This window comes from Micromonospora sp. WMMD975 (genome assembly GCF_029581215.1).
GTDB lineage: Bacteria > Actinomycetota > Actinomycetes > Mycobacteriales > Micromonosporaceae > Micromonospora.
Genome location: NZ_CP120739.1, coordinates 585,188 through 599,414, shown reverse-complemented (window position 1 = coordinate 599,414; position 14,227 = coordinate 585,188). Strand labels below are relative to the sequence as shown.

Genomic DNA, 14,227 nt, shown 5'->3' with positions numbered 1-14,227 from the left:
CCATGCCCGACCGCGCCGCGCGGCGCCGAGCGCGGCGAGTCGCCGCCCCGGCGCCGGCGTCGCCCGCCGGAGCCTTCCCGCAACCGTACCCGCTGACCGCCGCGACGACATCCCACCCCGCCTGTCCAATCCCGTCAGAACGACCGTTCCGATGCGCCCGCGGTCGGGTGTGTCGGTGTCGGCGGGGTCATCGCCGGCCGGCGCCCGCCGGGTCGACGGCCTCGCCCTCGCGGACGACCCGGACCTGTTCGGCGAGCAGGCGCAGGGCCTCGATCACCGCGGCCGAGCGGATGTGGTCCCGGCCACCGTCCAGGTCGAGCCGGCGCACCTGCGTGCCGTCCGGCCCGGCGACCGCCACGTAGACCAGGCCGACCGGCTTGCCGTTCTGCGGCTCCGGCCCGGCCACCCCGGTGGTGGCCAGCCCCCAGACCGCGCCGCAGCGCTGCCGACCGCCCTCGGCGAGGGCGACGGCCACGTCCGGGTCGACCGGGCCGCGCGCCGCCAGCAGATCCTCGGGTACGCCGGCGAGCGTCGCCTTGAGCTCGGTGGCGTAGACGACGAGGCCGCCCCGGTAGATGGCGCTGACTCCGGCGATCTCCACGATCGCGGCGGCGAGCAGGCCACCGGTCAGCGACTCGACCGTGGCCAGCGTCTCCCCGCGGTCGTGCAGGCGGTGCACCACGGCGGCGGCCGGGCTGCCGGCGGGCCGTCGGTGCCTCGCGTCGGTGTCGTCCATGACCGCACCTTCTTCCCGCGTCGCGCCGGCTCAGTCGCCGGTCACACCGATCAACGCCGGGGACGGCGTAGCCGTAGCGCCTGGGCGACGTAGTCGAAGCCGGTGGCGACGGTCACCACCACGGCCGCGCCCAGGATCCACGGGCCGACCGGGGCCAGCGCGTCCGGCATCGGCCAGAGGTACCAGGTGATCGCCAGGATCTGCAACGCCGTCTTGATCTTGCCGCCGCGGCTGGCGGCGATGACCCCGTGCCGGATCACCCAGAAGCGGAGCGCGGTGATGCCCAACTCCCGGGCGAGGATCACCACGGTCACCCACCAGGGCAGCCGGTCGTACCACGAGAGCAGCACCAGCGCGGCGCCGGTGAGCGCCTTGTCGGCGATCGGGTCGGCGACCTTGCCGAGCGAGGTGACCAGGCCGAACCGGCGGGCGATCCAGCCGTCGACCAGGTCCGTCGCCGAGGCCACCACGAAGATCAGGCAGGCCACCATCCGCCAGCCGGCGTGGCTCATCCCGGACACGGCCACGGTGACCGCGAAGACCGGCACCAACAGCAGCCGCGCCGCGGTCAACAGGTTCGCCGCGTTGAGCAGCGGCACCGGCGTCGCCACCGTCGGCTCCGCCCCGGTCATGTCCGACATCGCCCCACGTCGCTCCCCCGCTCCGTCCGGGCCCACCGTCACCGGGCCGCGCCGGGCGCCGCTGAGATCATCTCGTCCGGCACCGCGATCAGGTCGACCCCCTCGGTCGCCGTCACCCGGGCCCGGACCAGGTCACCCGGGCGCAGCGCGGCCAGGTCCACCCCGCCGCCGTCCGGCGCGACGAGGGTGGTCGAACCGTCGACCTCGGGCGCCTGGTGGGCGGCCCGCCCCTCGACCACGTCGTCGGCCACCGAGTCCACGAGCACCTCCACGGTCGAGCCGAGCCGTTCCTCGGCCCGCTGCGAGCACAGCTCGTCGGCGAGCGCGCCGAGCTTGTCGTACCGCCGCTTGACCGTGGCGGCGGAGACCTTGCCGGGCAGCCCGGCGGCCTCGGTGCCGTCCTCGTCGCTGTAGTCGAACACGCCGATCGCGTCCAACCGCGCCTCGGTCAGGAACCGGACCAGCTCGGCCACGTCCTGCTTCGTCTCGCCGGGGAAGCCCACGATGAAGTTGCTCCGGGCGCCGGCCGCCGGCGCCAGCGCGCGGGCCGAGGCGAGCAGCTCCAGGAACCGGTCGGTGGAGCCGAACCGGCGCATCCGGCGCAGCACCGGCTCGCTGGAGTGCTGGAACGACAGGTCGAAGTAGGCGGCCACGCCGGGCGTGGTGGCGATCACCTCGACCAGGCCGGGCCGGGTCTCGGCGGGCTGGAGGTAGCTGGCCCGCACCCGCACGATCCCGTCGATCGCGGCGAGCTGCGGCAGCAGCTTCTCCAGTGCCCGTGGATCGCCCAGGTCCTTGCCGTACGAGGTGGAGTTCTCGCTGACCAGCACCAGCTCCCGGACGCCGGTCTTGGCCAGCCACTCGGCCTCGGCGAGCAGCTCGTCCGGGGTACGCGAGACGAACGCACCGCGGAACGCCGGGATGGCGCAGAACGCGCACCGCCGGTCGCAGCCGCTTGCCAGTTTCAGCGAGGCCACCGGGCCGGTGTCGAGCCGGTGCCGCAGCACCTGCCGCAGGTGCGCCGGGGTGTGCTCGTCGGTCTCCGGCGCGACCCGGGTCGGGGTGCCGTGGCCGGGCAGCGACACCGCCGCGTCCCGGCGCTTGACCGGGGTGAGCGGAAGCAGCTCGCGCCGGTCGCGCGGGACGTGCGCGTCGATCGTCTCGCCGGCCACCACCGCGTCGAGGCGGGCCGCGATGTCCGGGTAGTCGTCGAAGCTCAGCACCGCCTGCGCCTCGGGAAGGCTGGCGGCCAGCTCACGGCCGTACCGCTCGGCCATGCACCCGGCGGCGACCACCTTCGCGCCGGTGTCGGCGGCGGCCAGCAGCGTCTGGATCGAATCCTGCTTGGCCTTCTCCACGAAGCCGCAGGTGTTCACGACCACCACGTCGGCGCCCTCGCCGTCGGTGGTCACCTGCCAGCCGTCGGCGTGCAGCCGGGCGGCCAACTCCTCCGAGTCGACCTCGTTGCGGGCGCAGCCCAGAGTCAGCAGCGCCACCCGGCGCGGAGAGGAGTCAGACACCATCCGAGGGTACAGGTGCAAGGAAGGGGCCCTTGTTAACGCCTGCGGTAGAGAAGGGTCACCCTCTCACCGCGCCGGGGTGAACGCGCGGGCGAGGCGGTCGAGCAGGAACACCTCGGTGCCGGCCAGGCCGGTGGAGCAGAAGACCGAGATCTGGTCCGCGCCGGTCCGGCCGGTGGCCGCGCCGGCCAGCACCGCGCCCAGGTCGCGCAGCCGCCCGGCGTACGGCTCGACGGCGGCGAGCATCGGCGGCGCGTACGCGGCGGCCTGCCCCGGCGAGTCGGTGACCAGCAGGTCGGCGGCGTCGAGCAGGTCGGTGCCGAACTCGTGCCGGTCGACCTGCTTGAAGCCGACGGTGTTGACGTGCGTGCCCGGCGACAGGTCGGCGGCGGCCAGCACCGGGGCGGTGCTCGTGGTGGCCAGCACCACCAGGTCGCGGTCGCGCACCGCGGCGGCGGCCGAGTCGACCGCCCGGGCCGGCACGCCCAGCTCGGCCCGGACCCGGGCGGCGAACGCCTCCCGCCGGGCGGCCGACCGGCTGTGCACGGTCACCTCGCGCAGCGGCCGGACCGCCGCCGCGGCCCACACCTGGGTCCACGCCTGCCGCCCCGAACCCACCACGCCGAGCGTGGCGGCGTCCGGACGGGCCAGCGCGTCCACCGCCACGCCGCCCAGTCCTCCGGTACGCCGGGAGCCCAGCTCCTCGCCGACGGCGATGGCGCGTACCGCGCCGGTGGTCGCGTCGTGCAGCACGACGAGTTGCCCGCTCTCCGGGTGCCCGAACGTGTCGTACGAGCGGAAGCCGTACCACTCGCCGGTGAGGTGGCCGGCGGTGAGCACCATCCGGCCGCCGCCCAGCGACGCGGACGCCCGGGGTGGGGCGATCAGCCGCCCGTGGTGCGCGGCCAGCAGCGCGTCCCGCATGGCGGCGACGGTGAGCGGGGCGTCCACGGCCGCCGCGACGTCCTCGTCGGAGAAGAGCACGGTCATGACCCCCATCGTGCAACCTGAAGTTTGCGTGAACTCCAGCGATGGTGGGCTTCGTCACCACGCCGCCCGGCCGCCCCGGCCGGTGCTAGCGTCGGCCACGGCGGTCCACGGCCGCCCCGGACGAGTGGTGGGCGTACCCGGTCAGGCACGACGCCCCGCGGAAACGACCACCGCCCGGCCGACCGCCGGGCCCGCCCGTCAGAGGTGACACTCATGGCCTGGATCGTGCTTGTGCTCTCCGGACTGCTGGAAACCGCGTGGGCGGTCGCCCTGGACCGCAGCGCCGGCTTCACCCGCCTCCTCCCCACCGCCGTCTTCGCCGGCACGCTCGCCGGCAGCATGGCCGGCCTGGCGTACGCGCTGCGCGACATCCCGGTCGGCACCGGCTACGCGGTGTGGGTCGGGATCGGCGCGGTCGGCACCGCGCTCGTCGGCATGCTCGCCCTCGGCGAGCCGGCGAGCCTGCCCCGGATCGCCTGCCTGCTGCTCGTGGTCGCCGGGGCGGTCGGCCTGAAACTGTTCCACTGATCGATGCGTGATCCGGTTTGGACGGCCGGCCCGCCGGGGTAGGTGATCGTCAGCGCACCGAGAAGATCACTCACGGAGGACACCATGGCCGACGTTCCCGCCACCGCCCGCTCGAACAGCAACGCCGCCCGGATCTGCACCATCATCGGTTTCGTCTTCGCGGCCATCGCGATCTTCGTACCGTTCCTCGGCCTGGTCGGGTTGGTCCTCGGCATCGTCGGCGCGGTGCTCGGCGACAAGCCGCTCGGTTGGTACGCCGCCGCGGCGAGCGTCGCCGGCGCCGTCCTCGGATTCATCCTCGCCGCCGCGATCCTGAACGCCTGACCGCGCCACCCGCACGAACGAGGGCCCGCCGGATTCCGGCGGGCCCTCGTTCGTGACCGGGTCTATTCCTCGCCGCCGCGCAGGCCGGTCAGCACCTCGTCCAGCTCGTCCGGCTTGACCAGCACGTCGCGGGCCTTGGAGCCCTCGGACGGGCCGACCACGCCCCGGGTCTCCATCAGGTCCATCAGCCGGCCCGCCTTGGCGAAGCCGACCCGCAGCTTGCGCTGGAGCATCGAGGTCGAGCCGAACTGCGAGGTGACCACCAGCTCGACGGCCTGCACCAGCAGGTCGAGATCGTCGCCGATGTCCTCGTCGATCTTCTTCTTGCTGTCCTGCGCAGGGGCGAGGACGTCCGGGCGGAACTCCGGCTCGCGCTGGTCCTTGCAGAACTTGACCACGTCGGTGATCTCGCGCTCGGTCACCCAGGCGCCCTGGATCCGCACCGGCTTCGACGCGCCCATCGGCAGGAACAGGCCGTCACCGCGACCGAGCAGCTTCTCCGCGCCGGGCTGGTCGAGGATGACCCGGGAGTCGGCGAGCGACGAGGTGGCGAACGCGAGCCGGGACGGCACGTTGGCCTTGATCAGGCCGGTGACCACGTCCACCGAGGGGCGCTGGGTGGCCAGCACCAGGTGGATGCCGGCGGCGCGGGCCAGCTGGGTGATCCGGACGACGGAGTCCTCCACGTCGCGCGGCGCCACCATCATCAGGTCGGCCAGCTCGTCCACGATCACCAGCAGGTAGGGGTAGGGCCGCATCTCCCGTTCGCTGCCGGGCGGCGCCTTGATCTCGCCGTTGCGCACCTTGCGGTTGAAGTCGTCGATGTGCCGGACCCCGTTGGCGGCGAGGTCGTCGTAGCGCATGTCCATCTCGCGGACGACCCACTCCAGCGAGTCGGCCGCCTTCTTCGGGTTGGTCACGATCGGTGTGACCAGGTGCGGGATGCCCTCGTAGCCGGTCATCTCGACCCGCTTCGGGTCGATCAGCAGCAGCCGCACCTCGTCCGGCGTGGCCCGGGTCAAAATGGACACAAGCAGACTGTTCAGGCAACTCGACTTGCCCGCGCCGGTCGCGCCCGCGATCAGGATGTGCGGCATCTTCGCGAGGTTGGCCACCACGTAGCCGCCCTCGATGTCCTTGCCGAGCGCCACCACCATCGGGTGGTGGTCGCTTGTCGCGGCCCGCGAGCGCAGCACGTCGCCGAGCGACACGTTCTCCGGGTCGGTGTTCGGGATCTCCACGCCGACCGCGCTCTTGCCCGGGATCGGGCTGAGGATCCGCACGTCCGGCGACTTCACCGCGTACGCGATGTTGCGGGAGAGCTGGGTGATCCGCTCGACCTTGACGCCCGGCCCCAGCTCGACCTCGTAGCGGGTGACGGTCGGGCCGCGGGTGAAGCCGGTGACCTCGGCGTCCACGCCGAACTGGTCGAAGACGCCGGTCAGCGCCGCGATCACCTCGTCGTTGGCCTTGCTCCGGGTCTTCGGCGCGGGCCCACCGCCGAGCATGTTGGCCGGCGGCAGCGTGTAGTCGCCGGCCAGGCCGGTGAGCGCGAGCTGCTCGGCGCGGGTGGGCAGCGGCGAGTGCTCCGGCGGCTCGGCCGGTTTGCGGTTCGCCGGCACCTTGGGCATCTTGCGCGGCAGCACGATGGTTTCCTGGAGGTCGACGCCGGCCAGCTCGTCGTCCGGGTCCAGCGGGTCCAGTGGCGGCGGGAGCCGCTTCGCCGGCCGCTTGCGCGCCGGCTTCGGCGGCGCCTCGACCTCGTCCCGCTCCTCCTCGACGTCCTCGGGAGCGTCCGGGTCGGCGCGCAGGCCGAGCCGCTCCGGGATCCGGTTGATCGGCGTCGCGGTGACCACAAGCAGGCCGAACACCAGCAGCAGGAGCAGCAGCGGCATGGCCACCCAGGCGGTCACCGCCGACTTCAGCAGGTCGCCCACCCCGGCGCCGATCAGGCCGCCGGCGTAGTCGCGCTGGACCTCGTCGACCGGGTTCTGCCCGATGTGCAGCATCGCGGCGGTCGCAAGCAGCATCGAACCCCAGCCGACCAGGCCGCGCCCGCGGTGCTCCGGATCCACCGGGGTGCGCATGAGCCGCCACGCGCCGACCATGAACAGCACCGGCAGCACGATCGAGATCGCCCCGACGAAGAGACGCACGGTGTCGGCCAGGTGCCGGCCCACCGGCCCGGCGCCGCCGCCCCAGATGCCCACCGCGGCGAGGATGGCCAGGCCGAACAGCAGCAGGCCGGCGCCGTCGCGACGGTGCTCCGGATCCAGCTCCCGAGTGGACGCGGCCTGCCGGCCGACCGCCCGGAATCCCCAGCCGACCGAGTGCGCCATCCCCATGAACATGGCGTTGACGGCCCGGCCGACGAACGCGGCCGGACTCGGCCCCGCCGCCGGTCGACGCCGGACGGGCTTGCGCGCCGCCTTCTTCGCCGGTTGGCGGGCACGGTTGTTCGTGGAGCCACGTGGCGACGCGCCGCGCCGCCGGCTCGCCTGAGAGGTACGGCCCGCCATAGAGTCACGGTAACGGCGGCACCCGACGAAACGCCGCTTTTCCGGGTCGCGTCCGCGTGTCGCAGCACAGGTCGGACCGTCGTTTGTGTTATTCGCCTCAGAAGGGATGCCCGATGGCGTCGCCGGAGATCGAGGACGGTCCGGACGGTCCGCTGACCGGACACCCGCAGGCGCTGCAACCGCTGAGCGGTGCGCTGATCGCCGCCGTGCTGGCCCACCGGGGGTACGCGGTGGCGCAGGAGCCCGACGGCGCGCTTGTCGGCCGCTGGGAACGGCACCTGATCTGGTTCCATCGCCGGGGCGCGGCCGGAGAACTGCTCCAGGTACGCACCGTCGCCGCACCCCGGTTCGGCATCGACCGGGTGCCCGAGTTGCACGTGTTCTGCAACACCTGGAACCACGACCGGCTCTGGCCCAAGGCGTACGTGCACGTCAACGACGACGGGGTGGCCCAGGTCTGCGGCGAGGTCACCACCGACCTGGAACGCGGGGTGACCCCGCACCAGCTCGACCGACTGGTCGACGGCGGCGTCACCACCGGCTGCCAGCTCGCCGACGCCGTCGCCGGCCTGCCCGGCGGGTCGGTCCGGTGACCACGGCCCGCGACCGGGGGCTGGCCGCCGCGCTCGCCGACGCCCGGGACCGGCCCGACGGCGAGGAGCGCTGCGCCGAGCTGGAGCGGATCGCCGCCCGCGCCGACGCCACCGGCGACCCGCGTACCGCCCTGTCGGCGCGGTTCGCGCTCGTCGAGGCGTACCTGCACCTGGGTGAGCGGTGGCGGACGGTGGAGCCGGTGCGGCGCCTGCGGGCCACGCTGGCCCGGCACCCGGGGCTGCTCGACGCCCACCCCGACGAGCTGGTCCGGCTGCGCCGGCACCAGCGGCAGGCGGTGGAGGCGCTCTTCGGCACCCCCCGGGTGGGACTGGACCAGGCCGGGTCCCTGTTGGACACGCTCGCCCAGGAACTCGGCCCGGACGCCGGGCCGGTCGCCGAGCTGCGCTGCCGGCTCGCCGACCACCTCGGCGACGAGCCGGCCGCCCGGGACGCGTACGCGCGCTGGACGGCCGCCGATCCGGCGGACCCGGTGGGCGGCTGCCCGGGTTGCGCCCCGGCCCGGCGGGCCGAGTTGCTGGCCCGCTGGGGTGAGCCGGAGGCGGCGCTCGCGGCGCTCGGGCCGGGGCCGGTCGACGTGCCGGGCTGCACCGACCAGCCCGAACGGTCCCTCACCGCCGGGATGCTCCCGTGGCTGCGCACCGGCGCGGTGGCGGAGGCGGCCCGGGCACACGTTCGCGCGTACCGCCGGCACCGCCGGGAACGGGTCGCGTTTCCGCTGCTCGCCACGCACCTGCGGTTCTGCGCGCTGGGCGGCTATCTGCACCGCGGGCTGGAGGTGCTGACCGAGCAGTTGCCCCGGCTGGACCGCCCGGCGGACGACCTGTCCGCAATGGAGTTCGCCGCGGCGGGCGCGTTGCTCTGCGGGCTGGCCGCGGAGGCCGGCCTCGGTGGCCGGCGGATCCACCGCCCCGGGCACGGCTCCCGGCCGGCGGCCGAGGTGGACGTGGCCACGCTCGGCGCGCAACTCCAGGCGCTGGCGACCGCGCTGGCCGGGAGCTTCGACGCCCGCAACGGCACCGGGCACCAGTCCGGGCGGATCGCCTCCTGGCTGGCCGAACGGCCGATCGCCGGGCCGGTGTCGCTGGCCGCCGAGAGCGAGTTCGACGACGAGCCGGCGGTCGACCCGGCCGAACCGGGCCCACCCGACCCGGAGGAGCCGGTCCCGCTCGACGCGGCGCTGCTCACCGCCGTGCTGGACGCCCGGGGCGACCCGTACACGGTGGAGCCGGACGGCGCGCTCGTCGGCCGGTGGGGCGAGGCGACGATCCAGTTCCGTCGGCTCGGCCGGCAGGGCGACGTGCTGCACGCCCGGGTGGTGGCGGCCCGCCGGCTGCCGACCGGCCGCCGCGCCGAGGCGTACGCGTTCTGCAACGCCTGGAACCACGACCGGCTGCTGCCCGCCGCCTACGTGCACGAACCCGGTGACGGGACGCTGGTGCTGGTCGCCGGCGTCACCACCGACCTGTCCTGCGGGGTGGCCCCCACGCAGCTCGCCGTGCTGGTGGCCGCCGCGGTCCGCACCGGCACCGCGTACGCCGACGCGGTCGCCGCGCTGGCCTGACCACCCTTCCCGTCGATCTGCTTCATGATCATCTGTTTGGTCGGGCCGGTGGGGTGGCGGGACGGCTCGGCCGGTGATCAGGCTCGACGTTGCCACCACTCGCGTCCCCCAGGCCGGCGGGTGGAACGCCTCCCGACGGCCAGACGAGCAGCGGAAGAGGGGGTGATCATGAAGTTGACGACATCAACAGAGATCAACACCGCCGCCAACCTCATGATCACGGCATCGGAGACGGGGGCCGCTGACCCTTCCCGTCGATCTTGGGGTTGTGGTCGTTGACAAAAGGTGCACTGCTGACATTCGAGGTGCCACAACTCCAAGATCGCCGCCGCGTGACCGCAGACGCGGCGCGGCCCCCGACCCACCGGGCGGTGGTGAATCGGGGGCCGCGGTCTCGGGGCCGGCGGTCAGCGGGCGGAGAACGCCAGCGTGTACTCGCCGGAGCCGGCCAGCCCGACGACCCGGTAGCGGTAGGCGCCGGCCGGGGTGTCGGCGGTCAGCCGGACCGGGCCGTCAGCGTTGTCGGCGCGGGCCACGGTGCGGAACGCGCCGCCGGTGAAGCGTTGCAGCTCCAGCGCCACCCGGGCGCCGTCCGGGGCCACCACGCATGCCTCCTGGGCGCCGCCGGCCACCCGGAAGAAGCGGCCGTCCGGCTGCACCTGGGCACGCCCGGCGGTGACCTGGCCGCTCCGGTTCACCTGGCCGGTGCACTCGGCGTCGCCGGCCGGCGGTTCCGCGGGCGGCGCGCTGGCCGGCGGGACCGTCTCGCCGCCACCGGCCGGCGGTTCCGCGGGCTCCGGCTGGCCGCCGGCGGTGATCAGGGTCAGGTTGTTGCGTTGAAGGATCTCGTTGACCGGCTGGAAGAACGTGACCCCGCCGCGGGTGCAGTCGCCGGACCCGCCGGAGGTGACGCCCTGCGCCTGGTCGCCGGAGAGCCACGCGCCGCCGGAGTCGCCCGGCTCGGCGCAGACGTCGGTGCGGGTCAGGCCGGTGACCGTCCCCTCCGGGTAGTTGACCGTGGCGTTCTTGGCCTGGACCACCCCGCACCGGGTGCCGGTGGTGGAGCCGGAGCGGCAGATCGACGCGCCCACCGGGGCCTCGGTGGAGCCGTTCACCGGCACCGTGCCGCCGTTGAAGTCGTTCACCACACCCTGCGGTGTCCAGTCGCCGTTGACCTCGACCACGGCCCAGTCGTCACCGGGGAACGAGGACGCGGAGAACGTGCCCTGGGCCACCCGGTTCGACCCAGTGGTGCGGTCGCCCGGCCGGCCGCAGTGCCCGGCGGTGACGAACCCGCCGACCACCGAGAAGCCGACCGAGCAGCGGCCGGCGTTGTTGATGAAGAACGCGTCGCCACCCCGGACGTCGAACAGCGGGCGGGGGGCCTCGTCGGCGGTCCGCACCCGGACCGCGCCCGTCCCGCCGGCGGCGGCGAACCGGCGACCGGCGGCCTCCGCGCCGGGCCGGGCGACCACCACCACGGAGTTCGTGGCCACGTCGACGTACCAGCCCGCGATGTCCGGGCTCGCGTCGGCGCCGGCGGAGTCGAGCCGGGTCTTCACCGCGTCCAGCTCGGCGACGCCGCGCGCGACCCGCTTCGGCACCGCGCCGGCCGCCTTCACCCGTGCCGCACCGGGCGCATCGGTGACCGCCACGTTGAGCGTGGCGCCGTCGGAGCTGAGCCAGCTTCCGCCGTAGGCGGCGCCGAGTTCGGTACGCAGTGTGGTGACCGTGCCGGCGGCCCAGCGTTCGGTGCGCAGCCGGCGTACCGCCTGGTCGCGGGTGAGCGAGAGGTCGCGGCCCAGCGCGTCCAGCACCTCCGGGGCGACGCCGTCGGCGGTCGGGGCGGCCCGCCGGGGTTCCTCACCGGCGAACGACGGCAGGGTCACCGCCGCCGTCAGCCCGGCCGCCGCCACCAGTACGCCGATGGCTGTCATCCGTCTGCGGTCCATCCGCCACGCTCCTCCCGACCGGCGCGGGGGCACGCCGGACGACCGGGAGTACGGAGACGGACGCCGATCGGTTGAACCGCGGCACAGGGTTTCGACGCGGCGTGTCGGGGCGTACCCGGAAAGCGACGACGCCGGCCCACCGCGGACGGTGGGCCGGCGCGCGAAGCGGTCGGGTCAGACCTCGACGACGGTCGGGACGATCATCGGACGACGGCGGTACGCGTCGTTGACCCAGCGTCCCACCGTCCGGCGGACGATCTGCTGGAGCTGGTGCGGGTCGGTGATGCCGTCCGCGGCGGCCCGGTTCAGCGCCTCGGTGACCAGCGGCACCACCGGGTTGAACGCGGCCGGGTCCTCGGAGAAGCCCTTCGCCGAGACGGTCGGCCCGGCGACCACCTTGCCGGTGACCGAGTCGACCACAACCGTGGTCGCGATGAACCCGCCGTCGCCGAGGATCCGGCGCTCGGTCAACAGCGACTCGCTGACGTCGCCGACGGCGAGGCCGTCGACGTAGACGTACCGGCTCTTCACCCGCCCGACCAGGCTGGCCCGGCCCTCGACCAGGTCGACCACGTCGCCGTCCTCGCAGAGCACCACCCGGTCCGGCGCGACGCCGGACTCGATGCCGAGGCGGGCGTGCGCCCGCAGGTGCCGCCACTCGCCGTGCACCGGCATCAGGTTGCTCGGCCGCACCACGTTGAGCAGGTAGAGCAACTCGCCGGCCGGGGCGTGCCCGGAGACGTGCACCTTGGCCACGTCCTTGTGCACCACCACGGCGCCGGCCCGGGCCAGCCGGTTGATCACCCGGTAGACCGACGTCTCGTTGCCGGGCACCAGCGAGGAGGCCAGCACCACCGTGTCGCCCGGCGCGATGGTGATGTGCCGGTGGTCGCCGCTGGCCATCCGGCCGAGCGCGCTCATCGGCTCGCCCTGCGAGCCGGTGGACATCAGCACGATCTGCTCGGGCGGCAGGTTGGTGGCCTCCTCGATCCCCACCACCAGACCGGCCGGGATGTTGAGCAGGCCCAGGTCGCGGGCGATGCCCATGTTGCGGACCATGGACCGGCCGATCAGCGCCACCTTGCGGCCGTGCTCGGCCGCCGAGTCGAAGACCTGCTGCACCCGGTGCACGTGCGAGGCGAACGAGGCGACGATGATCCGCCCCTTGGCCTTCGCGAAGATCGAGTCGAGCACCGGCCCGATCTCCCGCTCCGGCGTGACGAACCCGGGGATCTCCGCGTTCGTGGAGTCGGACAGCAGCAGGTCGACGCCCTCGGCGCCGAGCCGGGCGAAGCCGGCCAGGTCGGTGATCCGGCCGTCCAGCGGGAGCTGGTCCATCTTGAAGTCGCCGGTGTGCAGCACCAGGCCGGCCGGGGTGCGGATGGCCACCGCGAGCGCGTCGGGGATCGAGTGGTTCACCGCGAAGAACTCGCACTCGAACGGGCCGAGCCGTTCCCGGCCGCCCTCCCGGACGGTGAGCGTGTAGGGCTGGATCCGCCGCTCGGCCAGTTTCGCCTCGACGAGCGCCAGCGTGAACTGGGAGCCGACGAGCGGGATGTCGGGTTTGTGGGCGAGCAGGTACGGCACCGCGCCGATGTGGTCCTCGTGGCCGTGGGTGAGCACGATCGCCTGCACGTCGGCCAGCCGGTCCAAAATCGGGCCGAAGTCGGGCAGGATCAGGTCCACACCCGGCTGTTCGACGTCGGGGAAGAGCACCCCGCAGTCGACGATCAGCAGCTTGCCGTCGAACTCGAAGACGGTCATGTTCCGGCCGATGGCGCCGAGTCCGCCGAGCGGGATGATCCGCAGGCCGCCCTCCGGCAGCGGCGGGGGCAGCTCACCCTCGATGTGCGCCTCGGTCACGCGTCACCTCATTCTGCGACGCCGTCGCACGGCGTCCGTCGTGTCGTTGAATCATTCGGGCAGGGGCAGGCCCGCCGCGGCGCAGTCGGCGCGCAGCCGGGCCAGTTCGCCGCTGGTGGCCTCCACCAGCGGCGGTCGCACCGGGCCGGCCGGCAGGCCCTGGGCCGCGAGGCCGGCCTTGACCAGGATCGTGCCCTGGGTGCGGAAGATACCTGTGTAGAGCGGCAGCAGCCGCCGGTGCAGCGCGAGCGCGCCGGCGTGGTCGCCGGCCACGAACGCCTCGATCAACTGCCTGGTCAGCGCGCCGGTGAAGTGCGTCGAGGTGCCGACCACGCCGACCGCGCCGACCGACAGGTACGGCAGGGTGAGCGCGTCCTCACCGCTGTAGAACGCGAGGTCGCTGCGGGCCAGCACCTCCGAGGTGGCCGTCAGGTCGCCCTTGGCGTCCTTGACCGCGACGATCCGGCCGTGCTCGGCGAGCTTGACGAGCGTCTCGGTGGCGATCGCCACGCCGGAGCGGTGCGGGATGTCGTAGAGCATGACCGGCAGCCCGGTGGCGTCCGCGACGGTGGTGAAGTGGTGCAGCAGCCCGGCCTGCGGCGGCTTGTTGTAGTAGGGCGTGACGACGAGCAGGCCGTGCGCGCCGGCCTTCTCCGCCTGCGCGGCCAGCTCGACGGTGTGCCGGGTGTCGTTGGTGCCCACCCCGGCCACGATCCGGGCCCGGTCGCCGACCGCCTCGACCACGGCGCGGACCAGCGTCTCCTTCTCCGCGTCGGTGGTGGTCGGCGACTCGCCGGTGGTGCCGTTGAGCACGAGCGCGTCGTTGCCCTGCTCGTCGACGAGATAGCGGGCCAGCCGGGTGGCGCCGTCCAGGTCGAGCGCGCCGTCGGGGGTGAACGGCGTCACCATGGCCGTGATCACCCGTCCGAACGGGCGTGACGCCCCCGGGTGTGGGGCGGCGGAGTGGTCGTGCGTCAT

At 74.0% G+C, this 14,227-nt stretch carries 12 protein-coding genes; 4 read left to right on the top strand and 8 right to left on the bottom strand.

Going from position 1 to position 14,227, the window contains the following annotated elements; translation table 11 throughout:
* Nucleotides 1–187 precede the first annotated feature (187 nt).
* The 4 genes from O7613_RS02755 to O7613_RS02740 form a co-directional block, all read right to left on the bottom strand.
* Entirely contained in the window at nucleotides 188–736 is a 549-nt protein-coding gene (locus O7613_RS02755; RefSeq protein WP_282291888.1) for a CinA family protein, read from the bottom strand.
* Between the two features lie 50 nt (nucleotides 737–786).
* Nucleotides 787–1,368 (bottom strand): CDP-diacylglycerol--glycerol-3-phosphate 3-phosphatidyltransferase, encoded by a 582-nt coding sequence (pgsA, locus tag O7613_RS02750; RefSeq protein ID WP_282294462.1) that lies wholly within the window; start codon nucleotides 1,366–1,368, stop codon nucleotides 787–789.
* Between the two features lie 47 nt (nucleotides 1,369–1,415).
* Nucleotides 1,416–2,900 (bottom strand): 30S ribosomal protein S12 methylthiotransferase RimO, encoded by a 1,485-nt coding sequence (gene rimO / locus O7613_RS02745; protein WP_281584358.1) that lies wholly within the window; start codon nucleotides 2,898–2,900, stop codon nucleotides 1,416–1,418.
* Nucleotides 2,901–2,963: 63 nt separating this feature from the next.
* Nucleotides 2,964–3,887, bottom strand: coding sequence for an ornithine cyclodeaminase family protein (locus tag O7613_RS02740; RefSeq protein WP_282291887.1), 924 nt, complete (start codon nucleotides 3,885–3,887; stop codon nucleotides 2,964–2,966).
* 213 nt (nucleotides 3,888–4,100) lie between these two features.
* Between O7613_RS02740 and O7613_RS02735 the strand changes: the two genes are divergently transcribed.
* Entirely contained in the window at nucleotides 4,101–4,415 is a 315-nt protein-coding gene (locus O7613_RS02735) for an SMR family transporter (RefSeq protein WP_282291885.1), read from the top strand.
* Between the two features lie 84 nt (nucleotides 4,416–4,499).
* Nucleotides 4,500–4,739: a hypothetical protein gene (locus O7613_RS02730; protein WP_281584361.1), complete on the top strand. Its 240-nt coding sequence runs from the start codon at nucleotides 4,500–4,502 to the stop codon at nucleotides 4,737–4,739.
* A 62-nt stretch (nucleotides 4,740–4,801) separates the two neighbouring features.
* On the opposite strand, the gene O7613_RS02725 is transcribed toward O7613_RS02730, so the two are convergent.
* Complete coding sequence (locus tag O7613_RS02725; RefSeq protein ID WP_282291883.1) at nucleotides 4,802–7,258, bottom strand: DNA translocase FtsK; 2,457 nt, start codon at nucleotides 7,256–7,258, stop codon at nucleotides 4,802–4,804.
* 113 nt (nucleotides 7,259–7,371) lie between these two features.
* Between O7613_RS02725 and O7613_RS02720 the strand changes: the two genes are divergently transcribed.
* Together O7613_RS02720 and O7613_RS02715 are read left to right on the top strand one after the other, a co-directional pair.
* Nucleotides 7,372–7,851: a YbjN domain-containing protein gene (locus O7613_RS02720; RefSeq protein WP_282291881.1), complete on the top strand. Its 480-nt coding sequence runs from the start codon at nucleotides 7,372–7,374 to the stop codon at nucleotides 7,849–7,851.
* Nucleotides 7,848–9,434 (top strand): YbjN domain-containing protein, encoded by a 1,587-nt coding sequence (locus tag O7613_RS02715; protein ID WP_282291879.1) that lies wholly within the window; start codon nucleotides 7,848–7,850, stop codon nucleotides 9,432–9,434. The genes O7613_RS02720 and O7613_RS02715 overlap by 4 nt, the downstream gene beginning before the upstream one ends.
* A 407-nt stretch (nucleotides 9,435–9,841) precedes the next feature.
* Here the strand turns inward: O7613_RS02715 and O7613_RS02710 are convergent, their stop codons facing one another.
* The 3 genes from O7613_RS02710 to dapA all read right to left on the bottom strand — a co-directional run bounded on the left by O7613_RS02710 (nucleotide 9,842) and on the right by dapA (nucleotide 14,227).
* On the bottom strand, nucleotides 9,842–11,386 hold the full coding sequence (locus O7613_RS02710; RefSeq protein WP_282291877.1) for a S1 family peptidase: 1,545 nt from the start codon (nucleotides 11,384–11,386) through the stop codon (nucleotides 9,842–9,844).
* 174 nt (nucleotides 11,387–11,560) lie between these two features.
* Nucleotides 11,561–13,249, bottom strand: coding sequence for a ribonuclease J (locus O7613_RS02705; protein WP_281584366.1), 1,689 nt, complete (start codon nucleotides 13,247–13,249; stop codon nucleotides 11,561–11,563).
* 51 nt (nucleotides 13,250–13,300) lie between these two features.
* A complete protein-coding gene (dapA, locus tag O7613_RS02700) occupies nucleotides 13,301–14,227 on the bottom strand; it encodes a 4-hydroxy-tetrahydrodipicolinate synthase (protein WP_282291876.1) in 927 nt (308 codons plus the stop codon).

Excerpts from the sequence above, each read along its gene's own strand:
- O7613_RS02740 (WP_282291887.1), bottom strand. The coding sequence starts at position 3,887 with ATGACCGTGCTCTTCTCCGACGAGGACGTCGCGGCGGCCGTGGACGCC.
- dapA (WP_282291876.1), bottom strand. The coding sequence starts at position 14,227 with ATGACGCACGACCACTCCGCCGCCCCACACCCGGGGGCGTCACGCCCG.
- pgsA (WP_282294462.1), bottom strand. The coding sequence starts at position 1,368 with ATGACCGGGGCGGAGCCGACGGTGGCGACGCCGGTGCCGCTGCTCAAC.
- O7613_RS02735 (WP_282291885.1), top strand. The coding sequence starts at position 4,101 with ATGGCCTGGATCGTGCTTGTGCTCTCCGGACTGCTGGAAACCGCGTGG.
- O7613_RS02730 (WP_281584361.1), top strand. The coding sequence starts at position 4,500 with ATGGCCGACGTTCCCGCCACCGCCCGCTCGAACAGCAACGCCGCCCGG.
- O7613_RS02710 (WP_282291877.1), bottom strand. The coding sequence starts at position 11,386 with ATGGACCGCAGACGGATGACAGCCATCGGCGTACTGGTGGCGGCGGCC.
- O7613_RS02720 (WP_282291881.1), top strand. The coding sequence starts at position 7,372 with ATGGCGTCGCCGGAGATCGAGGACGGTCCGGACGGTCCGCTGACCGGA.
- O7613_RS02725 (WP_282291883.1), bottom strand. The coding sequence starts at position 7,258 with ATGGCGGGCCGTACCTCTCAGGCGAGCCGGCGGCGCGGCGCGTCGCCA.
- rimO (WP_281584358.1), bottom strand. The coding sequence starts at position 2,900 with ATGGTGTCTGACTCCTCTCCGCGCCGGGTGGCGCTGCTGACTCTGGGC.
- O7613_RS02755 (WP_282291888.1), bottom strand. The coding sequence starts at position 736 with ATGGACGACACCGACGCGAGGCACCGACGGCCCGCCGGCAGCCCGGCC.